At 52.1% G+C, this 21,192-nt stretch carries 15 protein-coding genes; 12 read left to right on the top strand and 3 right to left on the bottom strand.

The features are described from left to right. Positions 1–130 precede the first annotated feature (130 nt). Positions 131–613, top strand: a complete 483-nt coding sequence (locus OXH16_05490; GenBank protein ID MCY3680828.1) for a single-stranded DNA-binding protein — start codon at positions 131–133, stop codon at positions 611–613. A gap of 65 nt (positions 614–678) precedes the next feature. On the opposite strand, the gene OXH16_05485 is transcribed toward OXH16_05490, so the two are convergent. Further along, the gene (locus OXH16_05485; GenBank protein MCY3680827.1) at positions 679–1,422 is read right to left on the bottom strand and encodes a creatininase family protein; all 744 of its coding nucleotides are present in this window, start codon (positions 1,420–1,422) and stop codon (positions 679–681) included. A 100-nt stretch (positions 1,423–1,522) separates the two neighbouring features. On the opposite strand from OXH16_05485, the gene OXH16_05480 reads away from it, so the two are divergent. From OXH16_05480 to OXH16_05470, 3 genes are read left to right on the top strand one after another with little or no spacing between them, the layout of a single operon-like run. Further along, entirely contained in the window at positions 1,523–2,509 is a 987-nt protein-coding gene (locus tag OXH16_05480; protein ID MCY3680826.1) for a phytanoyl-CoA dioxygenase family protein, read from the top strand. Next, complete coding sequence (locus OXH16_05475) at positions 2,510–3,697, top strand: M14 family zinc carboxypeptidase (protein MCY3680825.1); 1,188 nt, start codon at positions 2,510–2,512, stop codon at positions 3,695–3,697. A gap of 29 nt (positions 3,698–3,726) precedes the next feature. Then, positions 3,727–4,293, top strand: a complete 567-nt coding sequence (locus OXH16_05470; GenBank protein MCY3680824.1) for a DUF1080 domain-containing protein — start codon at positions 3,727–3,729, stop codon at positions 4,291–4,293. A 3-nt stretch (positions 4,294–4,296) separates the two neighbouring features. Here the strand turns inward: OXH16_05470 and OXH16_05465 are convergent, their stop codons facing one another. Continuing rightward, positions 4,297–5,649 (bottom strand): aspartate aminotransferase family protein, encoded by a 1,353-nt coding sequence (locus tag OXH16_05465; GenBank protein ID MCY3680823.1) that lies wholly within the window; start codon positions 5,647–5,649, stop codon positions 4,297–4,299. 169 nt (positions 5,650–5,818) lie between these two features. Here OXH16_05465 and OXH16_05460 point away from each other — a divergent pair, with 169 nt between their 5' ends. From OXH16_05460 to OXH16_05430, 7 genes are all read left to right on the top strand, one after another. Further along, positions 5,819–6,538 (top strand): SDR family NAD(P)-dependent oxidoreductase, encoded by a 720-nt coding sequence (locus OXH16_05460; protein MCY3680822.1) that lies wholly within the window; start codon positions 5,819–5,821, stop codon positions 6,536–6,538. 30 nt (positions 6,539–6,568) lie between these two features. Then, positions 6,569–7,372 carry a phytanoyl-CoA dioxygenase family protein gene (locus tag OXH16_05455; GenBank protein ID MCY3680821.1) on the top strand — a complete coding sequence of 268 codons (804 nt, stop codon included), beginning with the start codon at positions 6,569–6,571 and terminating at the stop codon, positions 7,370–7,372. A gap of 104 nt (positions 7,373–7,476) precedes the next feature. Beyond that, positions 7,477–10,575, top strand: a complete 3,099-nt coding sequence (locus OXH16_05450; protein ID MCY3680820.1) for a carboxypeptidase-like regulatory domain-containing protein — start codon at positions 7,477–7,479, stop codon at positions 10,573–10,575. Positions 10,576–10,651: 76 nt separating this feature from the next. Beyond that, the gene (locus tag OXH16_05445) at positions 10,652–12,721 is read left to right on the top strand and encodes a hypothetical protein (GenBank protein MCY3680819.1); all 2,070 of its coding nucleotides are present in this window, start codon (positions 10,652–10,654) and stop codon (positions 12,719–12,721) included. 12 nt (positions 12,722–12,733) lie between these two features. After that, positions 12,734–13,807 carry a PorV/PorQ family protein gene (locus tag OXH16_05440; GenBank protein ID MCY3680818.1) on the top strand — a complete coding sequence of 358 codons (1,074 nt, stop codon included), beginning with the start codon at positions 12,734–12,736 and terminating at the stop codon, positions 13,805–13,807. Positions 13,808–13,915: 108 nt separating this feature from the next. Then, complete coding sequence (locus OXH16_05435) at positions 13,916–15,289, top strand: hypothetical protein (GenBank protein ID MCY3680817.1); 1,374 nt, start codon at positions 13,916–13,918, stop codon at positions 15,287–15,289. Between the two features lie 15 nt (positions 15,290–15,304). Further along, positions 15,305–17,287, top strand: a complete 1,983-nt coding sequence (locus OXH16_05430; GenBank protein MCY3680816.1) for a hypothetical protein — start codon at positions 15,305–15,307, stop codon at positions 17,285–17,287. 44 nt (positions 17,288–17,331) lie between these two features. Here the strand turns inward: OXH16_05430 and OXH16_05425 are convergent, their stop codons facing one another. Beyond that, positions 17,332–18,489 carry a sigma-70 family RNA polymerase sigma factor gene (locus OXH16_05425; GenBank protein MCY3680815.1) on the bottom strand — a complete coding sequence of 386 codons (1,158 nt, stop codon included), beginning with the start codon at positions 18,487–18,489 and terminating at the stop codon, positions 17,332–17,334. A 264-nt stretch (positions 18,490–18,753) separates the two neighbouring features. Here OXH16_05425 and OXH16_05420 point away from each other — a divergent pair, with 264 nt between their 5' ends. Continuing rightward, a complete protein-coding gene (locus OXH16_05420; GenBank protein ID MCY3680814.1) occupies positions 18,754–21,189 on the top strand; it encodes an ABC transporter permease in 2,436 nt (811 codons plus the stop codon). The last annotated feature ends 3 nt before the right edge of the window (positions 21,190–21,192 follow it).

The raw sequence follows: 21,192 nt of genomic DNA, 5'->3' as shown, positions 1-21,192 counted from the left end.
CAACACCCCTCGCCATTATTTTAACCAATGTCACCTTGACAAATCCCACATGCAAAAGTATATTCGTACTAAATCTTACAGGGTCGTGCCATGTCCCTGAAACGTACACCTAATCCCGAGGAGGCCACGTATGGCACGAGGAGTCAACAAAGTCATCTTGATCGGCAATGCAGGCGCCGATCCCGAGCTTCGATACACGCCAGGAGGCACAGCCGTATCGAACTTCAGCATCGCCACCAACGAAAGCTGGACCGACAGCGGTGGTGAAAGACAAGAACGCACCGAATGGCACCGCATTGTGGTATGGGGTCGTTTGGCTGAAATCTGCAACCAGTATCTGCGCAAAGGCAGCAAAGTCTATATCGAAGGCAAATTACAAACGCGCAGTTGGGAAGGGCAAGACGGGCTAAAGCGCTACACCACCGAAGTGGTTGCTCGCGACATGCAACTGCTCGATGCCCGCGGTGAAATGGGCGGTATGGATGGAGGCTATGGCGGCGCGCCTCAGGGTGACGGGTCTCAGGGAAGATCACAGCCAACAGATTCTGCATCGGACGACACCGCCGCTTCAGAACCCCCTCCTTATTCCGCAGACGACGACCTGCCATTTTAGTCGCGATACAAACGACAAAGCCCGCACAGAAATCATGCGGGCTTTTATTTTTTCAACTCTATTTTTTAACGCCTTCCATCCCCATAAATCTCCTGTATAGCCTCAACCAGAAAATCTTCGGCAATCTGAAAAATCTGCTCGCCCATCTCTGCCGTCGCAGGGCGCGGATCTCCCGCCCCCCCGTGCGCGGTATTCTGATCAAATCGCTTGTACAGACGCAACCCTGGAATACTCTCCATGCGACGTTGAGCATCCCTGTATAACGCATCTGTCTTTACCAGATCGGGGTCAATCGCCATAATCATAGCTGTCTCACACTCTCCTGCATGCCCGGATCCCGTTGCACCCAGAGTCAAAACCTCATTGATCTTTTTATCTGCTGGCCCGGCATACGGCGTCGTCGTATAGAGATTGACATCTTCATACCCCTCCATAACGCGCTGGCGCAAAACCGAAATATTTGGCTCATTGCCCCCGTGGCTATTAATCAAAAGAAACTGTGTAAAACCGTGTTCAACCATACAAGCGAGAACATCATACATAATCGCCAGATGCGTCTCGGACGACGCAGAAACCGTACCGGGATACTTCATATGATGCTGCGAATACCCCAGCCACATAACTGGAAGTATCAGCACATCCCGGGACAACCGCTTCTCAACGCGAGTGACCACCTCTTGAAGAATCATCGAATCGGTAAAAACGGGCAAATGCAGACTGTGTTGCTCAAGCGAAGCCACGGGTATAATAACCACCAGATCCCGCGACAAAGCATCGACATCGGGAGAAGTCATATTGGCGAGAAACATAAAAACTCCTTAAAAATGCGAGTTAGAATATAGGACAGCATTGTTTATTCAAATTACTTTTTTTATATTACACAGACAACAAAATATCCTGGAGGAATCTATGGAAATAGAAAAAGCATTAAAACTCACGTATCAGGGCGAACCCCTGGGCCACTCGTCGGACGACTTTGGCGGCTTACGCAAATCCAATGACGCGATAGATGATCGCGACGAACTCCACCGCCGAATGACAGAGAATGGCTACTTATTTCTCAAAAATTTACTGAACAAAGACGAAGTATTAGCCGCTCGCCAGGAAGTCATGAACCGGATGATGGGCGCGGGAGTCCTGGACGAACGCTATCCGGCAATCGACGGCATAGCAGCTTCAAAAGAGAAAATTGACGGACGCGCAACCGGATCGTTCATGCCCTTACTCGCACGCAACAACCCCCCCCTGGACAAAGTAATCCACGAAGGCCCGATCATGTCGTTTTTCGACTTCTTTTTCGGCGGACCTGCGCGCTACTTTGACTACACCTGGTTTCGAGCCAAACAGCCCGGATTGCACACCGCCACCAATCCGCACTGTGACATCGTCTATATGGGCCGCGGAACAAAAAACCTCTACACCGCCTGGATACCCTATGGCGATGTGCCCTCCTACATGGGCGGATTGATGCTACTCGAAAACTCACACAAACTGCACCACCTGAAATCGGGATACGGCTCAACAGACGTCGATCTGTACTGTGAAAACAAAGGCGACGCCCAGGAAATAGTAGAACGCGCACGCGCCGAAGGGCGAAACCTGACCAATCAAGAGCGGGCTTCTGTAAAATGGAACTCGACCGGATCTTATTCCTCTAATGCGATAGCCACCCGCAAAGAACTGGGTGGACGCTGGCTGGTATCGGAATACGAAATGGGAGACCTGCTGATATTCTCGATGTACACCCTGCACTCAAGCTCCGACAATCACTCCAAACAATACCGCATATCATCCGACACGCGATATCAACTCGCATCGGACCCCGTTGACGAACGCTGGATTGGCGACGACCCACCTGCCCATGGGATTCGCGCAAAACGCGGGATGATATGTTGAATGAAACTCGAAAACAACGACATCATCATCGACGACGACTTTCCGTGCAGCAGCGCCGGTGAGATGCGGATAATAGAATCCGGCATAAGCGAAATCGGATACAAAATAGAAGAAATCCCGCAATGGTTCCAGGACCTGTTGGACGAATTATTCGACGGTGCAGGCGTACCCAAAGAATACATGGCCCATGTGCGCGTACGTCACCTCGGCAACCGCGCAAAACGGGTAATACTGCGATTCCTACTAAGCAAAAAAGGCGCAAACTACATGTATCCACCCTGGTGGATCTGGCGAGAAAACACGGGATGGGCGTGGGTACCATCTGAAAACACGGACTTTCACCCCGCAGAACACATCGACATATCCGTACACATCCAACCCGGAGAAACCCTCCGCATCGCATCTGCCCCCTATGAAGACCCATCCGTCGTCTGCGAAAAAGCGCGGCAACTATCCGAACAATACGACATCTGGACCTACCGGGAAATAGGTCACTCTGCCCGGGGAAGACCCATCTGCGTATTGGAAACCCAACCGCGCGACCTGACGCTACTCGTCGATGCCACAATGCAATCGTGCGAACCCGTATCCTGGGGCATCCTCCACGTAGCCCACAGCTTGACCATCCCAACCGCACGCACACAGCGATTATTAGACCACGTACAATTCTGCCTCATGCCCATCACAAATCCCGACGGCATTTGCGAAGGACGCAGCGTAACCAACGCCATGGGCGAAGTCCCAAAATTCGGAATTAACCACCTCGTAGAAGGCAAAAGCGCACCCAGAGAAACCGCGGCACTGTGGCAGTATTTCCTGGAAAAAAAACCAGATGCATCCATAGAAGTCCACGCCCACTTTACGCGGCCAGACTTCACTCGAAGCATTGGCATGCACGACAAAGCGTCCATGCCCCACCATCTACGGGCAAAAGCGGAAATTCTCGAACAAGCCATCTTCGAAAACTATCACGTCAAACCATTAAAAAATCGAAAAGTACTCATCGACCCCCGACAACCCGAACACAACGTCTATGGCGACAAACACATCTGCGAACAAGCCGGCACAATCCGCACCTTTTTACAAGCCATCCCCGACAGCATTGACGCGCACAACGCCGACGTAAAAGAAATGGTAGAAACCGTCGCCCACGCACTCATCAAATGGCGAGAAACTGATTCAGCGTAGAGGTATAACCTATTTACGGAGGAAAACCAATGGCAACACACCTATCCCCAGAAGAACAAGCGGAAGGATTCGCGCCCTTATTCAACGGCAAAGACCTGAACGACTGGAAAATTATCGGACCGGAAGAAGGTTGGGAAGTCCAGAACGGATTAATGGTATGCAATGGCGAAGGCAGAGGATGGATTCGCCCCAAAGCCATGTACACAGACTTTGTACTGCGCCTGGACTATCGAAACAGCGCGGGAGGAAACAGCGGAATATTCCTGCGAACAAGCGAAGAAGGACGCCCCGCCTATCAGGGAATGGAAATACAAATTTACGACGTACCACACGACCCACTCAACAATAAATCAAACGGCGCCATCTACGATGCAGTCGCCCCCACCGTTGATCCATCTCACCCGGCGGGAGAGTGGAACGCCATTGAAGTATCCTGCCAGGGAACAATGGTAAACGTCATCATCAACGGACGCGAAGTCATATCCTGTGACACAAGCAAGCATCCAGACCTCAAAAACCGCTTAAAAACCGGATACATCGGCCTTCAAAACCACCGCAGCCCCATTGACTTTCGCAATGTACGCATTAAGGCATAATATTCATGCCTTAAACGCCTTAAGCACCCGATCAAAAGCCTGAGCTGTCTGATCGATATCCGCATCGCTGTGAACAGCGGAAATCACACCACCGGGCCAGGGCATCACATCGACCCCCTCTGCAATCAAACCGCAGCGAAGCTGGTGAATCTGCCTCATCGAAATCCCGCCCTTGAGAACCGAATGGGGCACTGTACCATCGTAAATATCCGAACATGTGTACGTCTGATCCTCGGACAACGGCAAAAATTGAAACCCCGAAAACTCGCCATACACGACCCAGTTCACCCCGCGTCTCTGAATCACATCATTGAGCGCACTTCTCAACACCTCGCCATTTTGATTGGCGCAGTCAGTAATATCATTCTTCTCAATAATCTTAAGCGTCGTCAACCCCGCACGCGCTGAAACCGGATTCGAATTAAACGTACCCTGGTGTGGCACGCGGTATCTATTATTCCACGAAGCATCGTCGCGATACGTCATCACATCGAGCAAATCCGCGCGCCCCGCAATCGCGCCACCGGGAAAACCACCCGCAACAATCTTCGCAAAAAGAGCCAAATCCGGCGTCACCCCATAATATTCCTGAGCACCCCCGGGCGCCACGCGAAAACCCGTAATCACTTCATCAAAAATGAGCAACACTCCGTGTTCTCGGGTCACGGCGCGAAGCTGGCGCAAAAACCTACCCTGCGTGGGCACCCGCCCAAAACTCGCCCCTGTCGGCTCCAGAATAACCGCGGCAACATCGTCCCGACTCTCAAGCGCCTGTGTAACCTGATCGATATTATTCGGCTCACACAACACGGCATTCTCGACATGATCCTCCGTAATACCGCTCGGAGGCGTACCGTCAAAACTCGTCGAAGCGCCAAAAGCCACCTGATCGTGCCAGCCGTGAAAATTCGTCGTAAAACGCAGAATCTTCGGCTTATTCTGAAAAGCGCGCGCAACGCGCAACCCCAAAAGACTCGCCTCTGTCCCCGACGACGTAAAACGCACCTTATCCGCACACGGCACCATCCGAATAATCTGCTCTGCCCATTCCAATTCCAACTCGTGTGACGCCCCGTAATGCGTCCCCCTGCTCAACTGCTCCCGCACCGCCTCGGTCACCTCCGGGTGATTGTGCCCCAAAATCAGCGCACCGTGACCCCCAAAATAATCGACATACTCACACCCATCCACATCCCACTTGCGTCCACCCTGTGCCCGGGCAATCGAAAGCGGATAGGGCTTCAAATAGCGCGTATCGTGCGTCACCCCACTGGGAAAAGTCTCCCGCGCCCGCTGGTATAACGCACGTGACTTTGGCGTCTTCGCCATATATTTTTCGATCAACAAATCGCTCATCTCTTGTCCTTTCAGTTTTTCAGTATCTACATAATCTCCCACTATCGGTAAAAGATACGGTTCTAAGCATGTGCATGCAACTGCCACTTTACTCACACTTGCGCGCATTTATAAACCTTATTACCTTATATAACTGTATTTGAATAGGTCCAATCTGAAGGAGAATCCCATGCATCACGCGCTGGAAAACAAAGTCGCCATAATCGTGGGAAGCAGTTCGGGAATGGGAAAAGCGACCGCGCGATCTTATGCCCAGGCAGGTGCCAGCGTGGTACTGGCAGCGCGAAGCAAAGACAAATTAGACAACCTATCAGCAGAAATAGGAAACCGCGCAATCGCCTGTCCCACAGACGCGCGATATGTAGAACAGGTAAACCACTTAATCCAGACAACACTGGATGAATTCGGACAAATCGATATTCTCGTGTACGCCACGGGAACGAACATCCCGGACCGCAGCCTCGAATTATTAACCCACGAAACGTGGGAAATGATGATCGGCACAAATCTGACCGGCGCATTCAACTGCACAAAAGCGGTCTTGCCCACCATGCGAAAACAGCAATCGGGCCTGATCATCTATCTATCTTCTGGATGCGTACAATCGCCCGATGTCTCCGGCGTATCTTATCAAGCATCCAAACACGGCATGTCTGGCCTGGCGCACGGAACATTCCAGGAAGAACAGGAAAACGGCATTCGCACCACCGTAATCTTCCCCGGATTGTGCGACACGCCCATCGTCTTAAAGCGCCCCGTACCCACACCCCCAGAAGTCATGGCCAAAGCACTAAAGCCAGAAGACGTAGCCGACGCATGCCTGTATGTAGCGACCACACCCTCGCGTGCCCGAATACCCGAACTCATTCTTTTACCCGCGGGATTGTAATACCAATCTTCAAAAACTCTGGATATTCCCATGTCTATCTCCAAGCCAGAAGGCACAGCGCACCTCACGCAGGCGCAGGTCGCACAATTTGTCAATGATGGATTTGTCATCGTCCCGGGACTGGTCGATCCAGACCGCGTGCGCACGGGACTAAAAGAACTGAAAAATAAAACCGGCATCGTGCCCGATGAGTCAAAAACATGGCCCAAAGACAAAAATGGCATGCATGTGACTCAGGAAGGCATTGCGATTGATCGGACCCTGTGTATCTCGCCCAAATTGAAAGCGATCGTGCGTGAACTCGCCGGACCAGCTATCACCAGTGAGCCGGGATTAAGCCCCATATTGCGATTTCCGCAGCCGGGACCCAAACAATTTGAACCGGGCGGCGCGCATATCGACGGCACGCGCCAGGGCAATGGCCTCACCGTATATCCCACCCACTTTCTCCTCCTCGTCATGGCCTATCTCACAGACACGGATGCACACGACGGCGCATTCACCGTATGGCCGGGCAGCCCGCGACAGGTATTTTCGTGGGCTTATACCAACAACATCGACCTCGGAGAAAAGTGGCGCACAACCGGCAGCACAGGCGCGCCGGACATCCCGCTCAACGATCCAATCCCCGTCGTCGCACGGGCGGGCGACGTGGCGATATGCCATTATCTAATGGTACACGCCTCCTCCGCCAACCGGGGCGACCACGTCCGCGTTGGGTTTCACGGATGGCTGAGGGCAACCCCCGAATATCAATACGTCCCAAAAACGGGACCACCCCAAACGGACTGGACCCCGTTGGACTGGATATTGAGAACGGATAATTTACACTGAGAAAGGAGGCCTTCAGGGAATGAGAGTCGATAGATTTTGAAGAAAACCAAGTCGTCAGGCGGGGAAGTCATCCTCGTCAAAACCACAAACAAAGGAGTTGACACATGAAGCGAATGTGTTTGCTGTGTATCATTTCCCTTTGCCTGGTATCCCAAGCCTTTGCAGGTACCACGGGGAAGGTTGCTGGCGTAATAAAAGACGCCAAATCGGGAGAAGTATTGCCCGGCGCAAACGTCGTCGTGCTTGGCACCCGTCTGGGCGCGACAACAGACGCCGATGGCAATTATTTTATCCTCAATGTCCCCCCTGGTGTGCGGGAAGTACAGGCATCAATGGTGGGATATACAAAGGTCACACAGACCGACGTCCGCGTAAAAATCGACCAAACCACAAAACTCAATTTTGAACTAACCGAAGAAACCCTCGAAGCAGCCGAGATACTGGTCATGGCCGAACGCCCACCCGTAGAACTCGACCTCACGGGGAGCAAGCAGGCGATGACGACGATGGACCTGGAATTGAGTTGGGCCAATTCCGTGGAAGAGGCCGTGGAAACCCAATCTGGAGTGGGGGTTCGGGGAAGTATCCGCGGAGGATACGGCTTCACCGCCGCCTATATTATAGATGGTGTGGATGTGCGGGACGGCAATACCCAATCCAGCTTTGTCGTGACCAATACCGCGGCCATCCAGGAAATGGAAATACTCACGGGTGGATACAACGCGGAATACGGCCGGGCCAACGATGGGATCATCAACATCGTAACGCGATCAGCGCGAGACCGCTGGCACACGACTGCCAAAGCGCGCATGCGCCCGCGCGGGAAATACCACTGGGGCCGCAATATTTACAGCGAGGAAAATGTCGAGAACCAGGTAATCACCAAAGAGTTCTTCGATAAAAACGACATGGGAGCCTCCTGGAATAACTACTGGACAGAGCAGGGCCAAAATCCTACACCTGAGTTCAACTGGCAGAAATATCAGGAATTCACAACGCCGCCGGAAGACATGGGTAATTACGCAGATCTGAACCAGTGGGAGTGGGAAGGCGCTGCTTTCGGTCCCATCTCCTCCAATATGGATCTGTTGTTAACCGGCAAGTATTTGCGAGGTGTAACCAGGTGGCCGAGTGTTTTCAAATACAGCCCCGAATGGAGCGCGCTCGCCAAATTGAATTACAACCTGACCCAGAACACCAAAATCACGGCATCGTTCAACCACCAGGGCACCGATAACAGCGGTCAGCCCAGATTGTCTTACATGTCGTCCGACGATATGGGTGGTTCAATGGGGAATCTTCCATCGGGTGGAATCCGAACGCCTTTTCAGAGAGAGAAATGGAATTCGAACGGCAACAGCGTAATTACCGGCAATAACTCGCGCGTGCCGCCTCCACAGTATATTCGGACGAATGCGGCAATGTTAAAACTGACGCACGTCTTCAGTCCGCGCACATTTATGGATTTCCGCATTCAGCACTACCGAATGGATTACGACGCGCATTACGAAAACCTGGATACGAATCCCGTCTTATTCCAGGATCAACTCGATCGAACCCCGGCATTTTTGGAACCCACCTGGTTCCCCACCAGTCCGGTCAGCACTGGCGGACGGCGGTGGCAATGGCCGAGAGATAACGCCAAACTGTTCGCCAATACCTGGCGAACATCAATCAATTTTGATCTGACCAGTCAGGTCAACGAACACAATCTGGTCAAGGCGGGCCTATCATTCGATCCGCAGTATATCGATACCTGGTACGGTGGGCAATTTGGATCGGCTTCACAACCGTTTAACAAGGTGCCAAACAGGGATTATAGCCCCTGGGATTTCACCGCTTATGTGCAGGATCAAATCGAAGCCGAAGGCATGATCGTAAACCTCGGCTTGCGCCTGGACATGTTCAACGCCAACCGGAACGTGAATTACATCCTTTGGGATCCCTACGCGCTGTCGAGTATTACCGATGGCAATATTGCGGGCGGAATTCTGTCCTTTGATCCGGACGGCCCCCATGCCGCCAAGACACCGCTACAGGTCGCGATTTCACCCCGCGTGGGCATCGCGCATCCCATTACCGCGAGCACCGTATTGCACTTTATGTACGGACATTTTAACCAGCGTCCGCCCTGGGTAAAAATTGCCGGGAATAAGGCCATCTGGAACCGCGGGGCACCCTCTGATCCGAGCGTTCAACTGCCACCCAACTACGATGCAAATCCCAACGAGGATTACAACTATATCCACTGGTGGGGCACAGGTGGCAACCCGGAGATCGGGTTCGAAAAGATGATCCAGTACGAAGTGGGCTTTGATCAGGACATTGCCGGGGTGCTCGGTCTGGATGTAACCATGTATTACAAAGACGCCAAGGATCTGACAAGGCGAGGTTTCCGACAGGGACGTGAGGAAGAAACCGGCAACAGTTCAACGCTTCAATTCACTTTGTTTATGGATCCCAACAATCCGCAGAAGCAAACGCCTCAGAGTGGGTTTACCAACCGGGGCGCTTTCTCGATGGCGGGAGCACGCCTGGATGCACGCGGTCTGGAACTGGAATTGAGTACCAAGCGCTGGCAAAATGTGCGCCTCCAGCTCAAATACGATCTGTCCTATTCCAGCACGGGTGCCTATGGTCCCACGAGCCTCTACATTCCCATCCAACAACCAGACGGTTCGATCAAGCAACTCGGAAGGGATCGCTATCACGGATCCGGCGAGAACAATCTGGAGTTGTGGAACCCGCACAACACGTTTAAGCTCAATGCATTGCTCAGCACACCCAACAACTACGGCCCGGTGATAGGGAACTGGTTCTTGAACATGCACTACACCTACGCTTCGGCGCAGCGATACACCTATCATCCGCCCGGCGATACGAGCACTGAGCCGCTGAACCGGTCGTGGAAGCCCTATCACCGCACCAATGCGCGCCTCTCCAAGCGTTTTGAACTGGTGGGTGGAATGAAGGGCGAATTCGCAATAGACATACACAATGTCTTCAACAACAAAATCCTGAAACTGTTCGGCGGACAAGATTTGTTCAACTACATTGAAAAGGGTGAAATGCCCGTGATAAAAGCTTCCTATCTGACGCCAGATGGTGCTTCAGCCGAATGGGTAGAGCCGAATCAGTGGACGATTTACCGCCCGGACCTGAATCCGAGAGAGTTGTTCTTCTCGCTGTCGATTGATTATTAGCCAAATAGCCGGGTGTCGAGAAGAACGAACGATACCCGGCCTGCAATTCCCTTCTCAAACAACAAAGGAGTTTTAGATGAATGCAATACGCAGGCTTCTCCCACTCTGGGTGATGTGCCTCGTGCTGATGTTGCCGGAGGTTGTAAATGCTCAGGTGCCCGAAAGCCAACTCGTGGGCAACAACCCAATCGAGTTTACCGCCGGAAGATTGTGGTGGGGCACGAGTACCGCGGCGAATTACGCAGAAACGGCGATTCCCAATGTCGTTTCATATCCCGGCTATTATCAAGCACCGGATCACATGGACATGATTGCGCCCTGGATCTGGGTCAACAATCAGGGGCGGCGGGTCAAGATCAACTTAACAGAACGGAGCATTGTGTCTTTTGGCGGTGCCGTAACGCCCATGGTCAACAATTACAATTACAATTTTGTGGGACCAGGCGGTACCAACGAGGCCGAGCAATGGGGCGAAGGGGTTTTCCAGACGTTCAAAATGAATCCAGCCAGCCCGGCCGATCCAATGGGAGCAATGCAGATCACCACCAAGACAATGGTGTGGAGTGTGCCTAAATACGACGATTTTGTCATCCACAAGATCAAGATCAAACATGTCGATGACGTACCCTTTGAAGATTTCTACATGTGTTTTCCCGCTCAGGTTCAGTACAACAACGGTCAGCTCGTGAACAACGCCTTCAAGTTCAAGAACGACATGCAATTCGACTGGGATCCGGAACGGAAAATTTTCATATTCTACGACGATGTGCAGTGGCCGACCACTGAAAGCGCGCCCATTTCGTTTAACATATTCGAGCCGCCGGGAGACGTGACCGGCGATGGGGGTGACCCCGGCAATATCACCGAAGCCGGGTCTCTGGACCGCAGACTCTACGAACCAGAAGCCCGGGCGTGGGGCATTCTAAATCTGACTTACAACGGTCAGCCCGAAGAACCCCATTACAATATCCTCGCTGCGGCTGAATCCGCAACACGGACGGGCAACTTCGCGGGCAGGATGAGCGATGCGCGCGTACCAGCGCGCGAATCCGGGCGTTTGTGGGCCGGACAAAGCTGGGAACAGGATTTGCTGGCATTTTCACACGATCAGGAGCGGGCGAGTTGGATTGACCTCTGGAACGACCCATCCCGTCCCAAAGACGGATCGGTGGATGGCAATCTCTTCGAGCGATCCCCCATGCTGTATTCCTATATTGGTCCCTACAATTTTCAGCCCGGCGATGAAATTGAACTGATCATCCTCTATTGTTTTGGCGAGATGGACCGCAATGTGTCGCAACGCGGCGGATTAGAAGCCGCACAACGATACCAGGCAGAAGGTATTGCCGCGTTGAAGCAAAACTGGGATTCGGCTCTGGAACTGATCGCCAATAACTACAAGCTACCCGCCGATCAGTATCCGCCCCCTCTTGTGGGAACCCAGCCATTTGTCGAAGACGGATACCCCAAGCTGGAGGCTGAGCCATTTGCCGACGCCAGTACCGGGACACAGGGTTTCACCCTGGCATGGCAAGCCGTTCCGGACAATTACCAGGACCCGGGCACAGGTGAAAATGACTTTGCCGGATATCGGGTTTACCGATCAGAAATTCACATCACCGGTCCCTGGGAACTGCTTGAGGATATTTCCGCTTCAGAAGCCGCAGCTTATAAGCAGGGCGATAAGATCGTTTATCAAGCCGAGACAGACCCCGGTATCCCCTTTCGCTTTGCGGTGACCTCCTACGATAGGCACGGACTGGAAAGCGGCATAACGGCCTATACGTTTTTTGCTACGGAAGCCCCCAAAGCACCATCAGATGATATGACCCAGATCCGCGTCGTGCCCAATCCCTTCCGCCAGCGAAGCGGGTTGCTGGATGCATCTCAGAACAACCGCCTGGCTTTTGTAAATATCCCGGCCAAATGCACCATCCGGATTTACACGCTTGCGGGCGATTTAATAAAAATTATTGAACACGACGGTTTTGGAGAAACCACCTGGGGCAGTCAAGCCGATGGCAATTATCTCCAAACGGACTTTTCCGAAAGCCCGGCCGCGGGACTTTACATCTATCACGTAACCTCTCACGTAGCGGGACAAGAAGGCCAGTCCCACGTTGGGAAGTTCATGATCATTCGATAAGCGGAGGCTATAATGAAACGTTGTACATTCAGATGGACAATAATCCCGACCCTTTTGCTCGTGCTGGGATTTGCAAGTGAGGGGTTCGCACAGCGGCGGTTCGAGGCAGAGGTAGGCCCAGGCGTCGAGGCTCTGCCCTATAGCCGCGTGGGGCGATCGGGCTGGCAATTTGCCAAACTGCCCTCCTCGGCGCGCATGGCGAGTTTGGGAGGTATTGCAACGGTATTGAGCAAAGCGGATGCCAACGCCGCATTGACCAATCCATCTACTATCTCAGACGTAACAAATATCAGCCTTTCGGGCAGCAACATGAACTGGATTGCCGACATCACCTATTATTCTGGCGCTGTGGTCAAAAATTTTGACCAGTGGGGTGTTTTCGGCCTCAGTATCAGTACCCTTGATTACGGGGATATGGTACGCACGGAAAACCAGGAACTATTTGGTTCCGGTGGAGAAACTCTGGGCCGCACCCAGCCTGTTATAGAAGGCCTGGGCACGTTTTCTGGCGGTGACCTCGCCGTGGGCATCAATTACGCCCGGCGCATCACAGATCGCTTGCAGGTAGGCGGTACGGCGAAGTACTTCCAGGAAACCTTAGACGATGCCACCACCGGCAACTGGGCCATTGATATCGGCACGTACTATCACACCGGCATCAAAAGCCTGCGTATAGCCATGCTCGGTCAGAATTTCGGTCCCGATACCGAGTTCACCAAATACGACGAACAGATCCAAATACCGCCATCGCAAGTGCGAATGCCCATGGTATTCAAACTCGGTGCGGCTTTTGACCTGGTCGAACAGTCAGAGGATCAGCCCCATCTCCTCACGGTGGCAACCGAGTTTACGCATCCCAATGACGGCGACGAAAAAATGCACGTAGGCGCCGAATACGGATTGCGAAACCTGGCCTATATCCGCGGCGGGTACCGCTTCAACTACGACGAAGAGGGCCTCACCGCTGGCGGTGGCCTCAATCTGAAGCGCGATGAATACGGGATCAGCGTGGATTACGCCTATATTGAATTTGGCCGTCTGGGTTCAGTACATGTCGTGACGGTCGGATTTGACTTTGGACAGTAAGACCGCGTTTGCATCCGTCGTACACAGGCGCCTGGCGGAGTACACTCATCCGTCGGCGCCTATTTTTTTCTAAAAAATGCACGAGGGAAACGCATAGGAATGAACGCAATGAACAACGAACTGGACGAATATGGTGGATGGACCGGTATTCAGGGTGAAAAAACCGGCTTTTTTCATCTGGAAAAAATCGATGGGCGAAACTGGTTTATAACGCCGCAGGGCAACGTCTTTTTTCCCGTGGCACTCAGCCATCTGTTGTCGGGAGAAAGCGATGTAGCCTGCGAAAATATCTATGGAGGCGATCGGGAAGCATGGGTACGCGGCTCCCTTGCCAATGCCCGTGCAATGGGCTTTAACTGCGCCCTGGGCGGAGCCACAAGCCCGGAACGCAACCTGAATGGATTTGTCGATATAGAAGAATCAGAAGCAATATTTCGGGAAGAAAATTTCCCCTTTGCAGCAGGCGTAATCTTGCTGAAACACCCCTGGGAATTTGTCGAAGGAGAAACACTCCCGGATATTTTTGATCCAGAGTTTGAACAACTGATTGAATCCAGAGCCAAAGCGGCTTGTCCAGCCGCTGCAGATGACCCGCTCGTAATGGGCTATTATTATGGCTTCGGCGCATTTAACCATTCAGAACACTGGGTGAACCACCACCTGTCCCTACCGCCAGAAAGCCCCGGACGAAATGCCATCATCGACCTGCTCGCGCAACGGTATGACAACGACGTTCAAAAATTCAACCGGACATACGGCATTTCTTTGAGCCAGATTACCGACCTGAAACAAACGGAAATACTGGTTTACGACCAGGCCTTTGAGAACCGCAATTATCCGGCAATACAAAAAACACTGGACCCACGGCAACTGGATGACTTCGAAGCCATCCTCTCCTACATGTGTGTCACACTCTACAAGATCGCCCATACCGCCATTCGACGATGGGACAGCAACCATCTCATCTTCGGCTCTTTTATCAAAGAATGGGCTTTGACCGGAAAATCGTGGAAAGCAGCGGCGCCCTACATCGACATGATCGCACCCCAACATGTTAACCGCACAATTTCAGTCAACAAATTGGCCGATACCGCGGAATTGCCCATCCTCATGTCAGATGACTATTTCGGATTCCACTACCCCGGCGAAAAAGGCAAGCGTCACGCTGGTGTATCATCTCACGACGCACGCGGTGAAATATACCGCGCAAGCCTGATGAGACATTACAAAGACCCGCAGGTTCTGGGCGTCACGTATTGCGCCTGTATGTATGATCAGGGCGGTGACACACTCGCAAAAAACAACCAGAATGGCTATTACGACCTGCAGGGGAACCCGCGCGAAAATCTGATCCAGGCAGTAACCGACATCAACCGGACTGTCTATACACACACCCCACACCCCGGTACAGCCGAGGAACTTCAAACATTGGAACAGACACTCTTTGCAACCTGGGACAAATACCAGCGCGGAGACTGGTAGATCCTTTATTAATTCATGGGCCAATTACAAAGCATTAAAACGCCAGAAACAGAGAGCCGGGTGCGCAAAACAGCCGTATTGGCGATGGTAGGCACGCTGGTATTTACGTGCGTGATGTCAACCTATGTAGAATTGAGCACCCGATCCGGTCTCCTGGCAATGTCCAACCTGCCAATGACCGTATTATTGCCCTTTGTATTCTGGCTCCTGGGCAATTCCATATTAAAGCGTTTTTGGCCCCGGTTATCCTTGTCCGCAACAGAGATGCGGGTGCTATTTTGTCTCCTGTGGGTCGGCGGCTTGTTCGCCGGCTTTAACTGGGCAACGCAATGGGCCGGCATGATGGCCGCACCACGCTATTTTGCATCGCCGGAGAACCGCTGGGAAGAACTGTACTTTGACGATTTGCCCAACTGGATGCTGCCATTGAACAGTCCGGGTGTGGTAAATGGCTTCTATCAGGGGCTATGGTCTACCGTACCCTGGGGCGCGTGGTTGGGACCAATCTTCTGGGCGGGATCCATCGCCCTTGCAATCACGGCCGTTGGCCTGGGATTGACCGCATTATTTCAAAAACAATGGGCGCAACACGAACGCCTGGTCTATCCCCTCGCCGAAGTATCCCTGGAACTCACCGAAGGATTTGATCAAAAACCGGGCTGGCCCGCCTTTATGCAAAGCAAGGCATTTTGGGCGGGATTTTTTATCGCAGCCATCCCCCTCTTGTGGAACATCGGAGAATACTTCATCCCCGATTTTCCCCGCATCTCAATTTTTGACCCCATGTTTGGACGCGGGGGACGACGCGGCGTCCAGCTATCGCGACACCTCTCACCCTTCGCCTTTTCCTACCGCATTTTGCCCACATTAATAGGCTTCACATTTTTATGCGACCTGAATATTCTATTCAGCATCTGGTCGATGTTTGTGCTGGGAATGGGCGCGCAGTACGGAATGAACCGCGTTGGATTTACAATCGGGTTAGAAGGCCAGACAGCGGATGGCAGTGCCATTCTCAGTTTGTTCTCAAACGGCGCAATGGCCGGTCTGGCAATTTGGGGCCTGTGGGTGGCGCGAGGACATTTGAGACAGGTCTGGCATCAGGTGCGAAAACCCGTTCAGAGAACGCCATCTGAGACGGTGATTCTATCGCCGCGAGGGACGGTATTGGCGCTGGGATGCGGATTATTGTACATGGCATTCTGGCTGTATCAGTCGGGCAATGGTCCAGTGACACTGGTACTGTGGATGACCGCGTTCTGGATCGGCATTTTTGTATCTATGAAATTGCTGGCGGCTGTTGGCTTTGCGTATTTATTTCCCTTTTGGGCAGGTGGAACAACCATACTGGGCGATATGTTTGTAGGCACGCGCAATATGTCAACCGCTACGCTGGTAAGCACGCATATGGTGAACCACCGCTTGCTGGCAGGCTGGCGCGTACCAACGGCATTGCCCAATATCGATCGGGTAATGGCGAGATCGACAAAAACCAATCGCTTGATCTGGGCGGGTGTACTCCTCGGGGTGATCATCGGCGCCTCTTATACGGTCTGGCTGTGTTATACCTGGGGCGGTGCCAGCTTTCATTCCTGGGCATTGGAGGGTTCGGCGCGTGAACGCTACAATATTATCGCCGGAGAGGTTGCCAATACAGATCGGACGGTTCCAGACACTGAAAAAATCGGCACATACTTATTGGGCACCGCAGGTGCGCTACTATTTGCCGCACTTCAATCGCGCATTCCCTGGTGGCCCATACATCCCATGGGATTGATGGTGATGTATAGCTGGCAGATGCGCATCTATATCTTTAATATCTTCCTCGTCTGGTTAGCCAAATTACTGGTCTTGAAATTCGGTGGAATCCTGCTCTACCGGCGGGTGCGCCCGTGCTGTTATGGATTAATCGTGGGATTTGTCTTCGCAATAGGAATCGCATTCCTCGTAGATGTAATCTGGTTTCCAGATCAAGGGCACGGGATTCATGGGTGGTAATTGGTCTAAGGGGACCGGATGACTGGTCCCCTTTTTTTATGACTTCAATGCAAAAGACGGAATCGAAGGTCCCGAAAAGCCGTGTTGCTTTCCCACACATTCAGCGCAATTGGTCCCGATTGATAACTAAAATCGGTCACTTGATTGACCAACTTACCGTCAATATATGAAGTAAGAGACGCGCCCCGGGCGGCGATTTGCACATCGTATTCCTGTCCGTGCTCAATGGGATAATTAACCACACTGAGCTTTGTCAGCCCCTCGGGACTAACCTTGCTAATGGCGACAGCCTGCCAGCCCAATAAGAAATCCAGCAAATACCAGCACCGTTCGTCCTCGGACATTCGGAAGAAAACCTGAGCATTGCCGCCTGAAATAGGCGTAATGAGAAGCGACAGTTCATAACTTCCCCAGGAAGAATCACCGATGATAAGCGGAGAATCGTTGTCACTTGAGGGTCCTGCTTCACCCAAGATACCATCTTCCGTGCGCGTCCAAACGCGATGCAAAGACGCTTCGGTATGTCCTTTTGCGGGACGCCAGTCCGTCAACCCATCGCTCTGGATCAACTTCTGCCAGTGGATAACCCCTCTCATTCCACCAATAACTCTGCGCCCGTAATCTTCCTGATTTTCATGATCTACATGTGTTTCATTTCCCATGACTAAAAGCCTCCTTTTCAGTTGTTTTCGCGATCTGTGTAACCGACTCTTGACAGTACCCACCGGAATACCGAGAATACTGGCAATCTGACTCTGATGTAATCCGACCAGATAAAACAGCGTAGTGACCATCCGATCCGCCGGAGAAAGCAATTTGAAAGCCCGCTTCAGAGCAGATGCGTACTGTAACTCCACCGCTTTCTCAGGATGCACAAACTCAAGCTGTTGATATTCCTGCACCCTTGATAATCCCCGTGCCTCAAGGGTTCGCTTTCTCACCCATTTGAGAGCCACGTTGCGCGCAATTGTATAAAGCCAGGATGAGAACTTGCCAACATCATCGAGCTGGTCGAGATTCCGATAGGCGAGAATAAATGTTTCTTGCGTGGCATCTTCGGTATCATCAGCATCTTGCAGCACAGCCCATATAACCCCAAACACCAGAGATCGGTGCTGGTTAATCAGGTCGGCAAATACTCTCTCATCGCCACCACAGGCTTTATCGACCAGGATCTTGTCGCCCGGTAATGAATCATTCATCAGAGTACTCCGATACGCGCGTTCATACAATAGATACAGTTTTTGGCATAAGGTTCACGAATTTTTCACAGCTAACGTTTCTCTACGATCAAGTGTCCATTTTCGGACACCACTGTATCAAAATCGGACACTTTATAAGACGCTAAATTCAGATAATTTTCATAACTTATTGTAATTCAAATATTTGACTTTTCTGGCATAGTTTTTGCTTAATATATCGTATAACCCATAGTACTTACCTCTCAATAGAGACGGAGGCCCGATATGCTCTGGAATTACCTCACCGTAGGATTCAGAAATCTGCGGCGGCACGCCTTCTATTCCCTGCTGAATATCCTGGGACTGGCTGTGGGCATTGCGTGCATGTTGCTGGCGGTATTGTATGTGGGTTATCAGTTTCGTTTTGACCAGCACCACGAAAAGAACGACCGCATTTACAGGGTCATCCGAAAAATCAAAGATGTCAGCGGCGAGCGCTACGACCTGGGAACAAAGCCCGTTGCCTCGCATCTGCGCGGTAAATTCCCCGAAGTTGAGGCAGTGACCCGAATGCTGGTCAGGGAAATGTGGGCATCTAACGAGGAGCACGGTTTCAATACGCGCGTTTGCATAACCGATGCGGAGATGTTCGATGTCTTCACGCTTCCAATGGTAGTCGGCGATCCCAAAACCGGACTCAACGATCCCCATACCGCGTTTCTCTCCCAGACATTGGCTCACAAGCTATTCGGCGAGGAAGACCCGATAGGTCGGACCGTCAACATTCACTACAAGTGGTTTAAGGGCGATTTCACAATCACCGGTATTCTGAAGAACCAACCAAAGACATCAAATGACAAGCTACAGTTCGATTTTCTCACCACCACATATCCACAACCATCGGAACAATATCCAGAAAACGGATGGCGACGACTGGTGTGGGACGAGTGGCCCTCAAATTGGTTTATCGGACCATTGCGGACTTATGTACTCGTGCATCAGGGAGCCGATGTTGCTGAACTGCAAGAAAAACTACACGCTTTTGCAGCCGACCACCAGCTTGCCGGACCTGAACGCTATGATTTCTATTTACAACCGCTCGACCGCATCCACCTGTACTCGATGCAGGATTACGGCACAGCGGAGATCAATGCCGGGGATATCACGCGCTGTTATACGCTGCTATTCATTGGACTACTCGTGCTGTTGATCGCCTGCATCAATTACATCAACCTGATAACGGCGCGGTCAGCCAGCCGGCTGCGCGAAGTTGGCATGCGCAAGGTCGTGGGCGCAACACGGCTGCAATTAATGGGTCAATTTTTGGGCGAGTCCTTGATCATCGTCTTATTAGCAGGCGTGCTGGCGGTATTATTTGCCTCCGATGCACTGCCCTTTTTTAATGACTTCATGGGCGTTGATCTGCATTTGATCGACGCTGGCTCAGTATTCGTCCTGGCGCTTTCATTATGCGTATTATTGGGCACGGGCCTGCTCGCCGGGAGCTACCCGGCATTTATCTTATCGGCATTTGAGCCGGTTCGCGCGTTAAAAGGCACGCTGCAATCTCGGCACATGAGTTTGAACCAACTGATGGTCGTGCTGCAATTCGGCATATCTGTGGTCTTGATTATCACGACACTGGTGGTGCATAACCAGCTTACATTCGTGCGTTCAAAAGAACTGGGATTTGAAAAGGAACACACCGTCATAATGCCGTTCTTCTTGCGAGATCGCGGACTGCGGCCAAAGGCAGAAACCATCGTCAATGAATTTCGCGCACAACCGGGTGTGTTGAAGGCGTCGGCATTTCACACGCCGCCTGGACAGATCGGTCCGGATAGACGCATTCTGCACGCCGAAGGGCATGGCGATGCGACATTCAAGCTGTACTGGAACGGTATTGATGACAACTATCTCGATCTGTTCGGATTGTCCATTGTATCAGGCAGGAGCCTTGTTGGTATGCCTCCCTTTCGCCAAATCGACGAAAACAAATGGGAAGTTTCCGCATTGATCAATGAGACAGCTGCACGGGAACTCGGATGGGACGATCCCGTGGGTAAGTCTCTTTTTTATGCCAATGGTCGGGTTCAGGTGCAGGTAATCGGCATGGTTAAGGATTACCACAACCAGTCGCTGCACCACGGCATTGCACCCCTGATATTGGAAAACTCACCCAGTTTGCATTGGGTCGCCGTACGCCTATCACCTGGGGACCTGAGGACACAACTCGCCACGCTGGAAAGCGTGTGGAAGCAGTTTTTGCCGGACCGGCCCTTTGAGTATAAATTCTTCGACGAAGTGCTCGATGCGTATTACCAGTCGGAGATAACGCTGCAAAAAGTGTGCGGAGTTTTTGCAGCGCTGTCCATCTTTATCAGTTGTTTGGGAATGCTCGGATTGATCGCGTTTGCCACACAACAGCGCACCAAAGAGATCGGCATACGCAAAGTACTCGGTGCATCAGAGGGCAAAATCATTCTATTGCTGACCCGCAAGTTCCTGTGGCTAACTGTCATAGCCAATGTGATCGGATGGCCAGTGGCGTACTATCTCATGTCCTCCTGGCTCAATGATTTCGCCTACCGCATCGAACTGGGACCACTCATGTTCATTGCCACAGGGCTATTGACACTGGGAATTGTAATTGTGACCGTGTGCGGACAAGCCTGGCGTGCGGCCTGCGCCAATCCAGTTGATGCGTTGCGGGATGATTAAGGA

This window comes from Gemmatimonadota bacterium (assembly GCA_026705765.1).
In the GTDB taxonomy this organism is placed as follows: Bacteria; Latescibacterota; UBA2968; order UBA2968; family UBA2968; genus VXRD01.
This window is presented reverse-complemented; position numbering and strand designations above follow the sequence as displayed.

What these genes read in the sequence shown, in the direction of transcription:
- OXH16_05490 (MCY3680828.1), top strand. Translation starts at nt 131, where the DNA reads ATGGCACGAGGAGTCAACAAAGTCATCTTGATCGGCAATGCAGGCGCC.
- OXH16_05485 (MCY3680827.1), bottom strand. Translation starts at nt 1,422, where the DNA reads ATGTTTCTCGCCAATATGACTTCTCCCGATGTCGATGCTTTGTCGCGG.
- OXH16_05480 (MCY3680826.1), top strand. Translation starts at nt 1,523, where the DNA reads ATGGAAATAGAAAAAGCATTAAAACTCACGTATCAGGGCGAACCCCTG.
- OXH16_05475 (MCY3680825.1), top strand. Translation starts at nt 2,510, where the DNA reads ATGAAACTCGAAAACAACGACATCATCATCGACGACGACTTTCCGTGC.
- OXH16_05470 (MCY3680824.1), top strand. Translation starts at nt 3,727, where the DNA reads ATGGCAACACACCTATCCCCAGAAGAACAAGCGGAAGGATTCGCGCCC.
- OXH16_05465 (MCY3680823.1), bottom strand. Translation starts at nt 5,649, where the DNA reads ATGAGCGATTTGTTGATCGAAAAATATATGGCGAAGACGCCAAAGTCA.
- OXH16_05460 (MCY3680822.1), top strand. Translation starts at nt 5,819, where the DNA reads ATGCATCACGCGCTGGAAAACAAAGTCGCCATAATCGTGGGAAGCAGT.
- OXH16_05455 (MCY3680821.1), top strand. Translation starts at nt 6,569, where the DNA reads ATGTCTATCTCCAAGCCAGAAGGCACAGCGCACCTCACGCAGGCGCAG.
- OXH16_05450 (MCY3680820.1), top strand. Translation starts at nt 7,477, where the DNA reads ATGAAGCGAATGTGTTTGCTGTGTATCATTTCCCTTTGCCTGGTATCC.
- OXH16_05445 (MCY3680819.1), top strand. Translation starts at nt 10,652, where the DNA reads ATGAATGCAATACGCAGGCTTCTCCCACTCTGGGTGATGTGCCTCGTG.
- OXH16_05440 (MCY3680818.1), top strand. Translation starts at nt 12,734, where the DNA reads ATGAAACGTTGTACATTCAGATGGACAATAATCCCGACCCTTTTGCTC.
- OXH16_05435 (MCY3680817.1), top strand. Translation starts at nt 13,916, where the DNA reads ATGAACAACGAACTGGACGAATATGGTGGATGGACCGGTATTCAGGGT.
- OXH16_05430 (MCY3680816.1), top strand. Translation starts at nt 15,305, where the DNA reads ATGGGCCAATTACAAAGCATTAAAACGCCAGAAACAGAGAGCCGGGTG.
- OXH16_05425 (MCY3680815.1), bottom strand. Translation starts at nt 18,489, where the DNA reads ATGAATGATTCATTACCGGGCGACAAGATCCTGGTCGATAAAGCCTGT.
- OXH16_05420 (MCY3680814.1), top strand. Translation starts at nt 18,754, where the DNA reads ATGCTCTGGAATTACCTCACCGTAGGATTCAGAAATCTGCGGCGGCAC.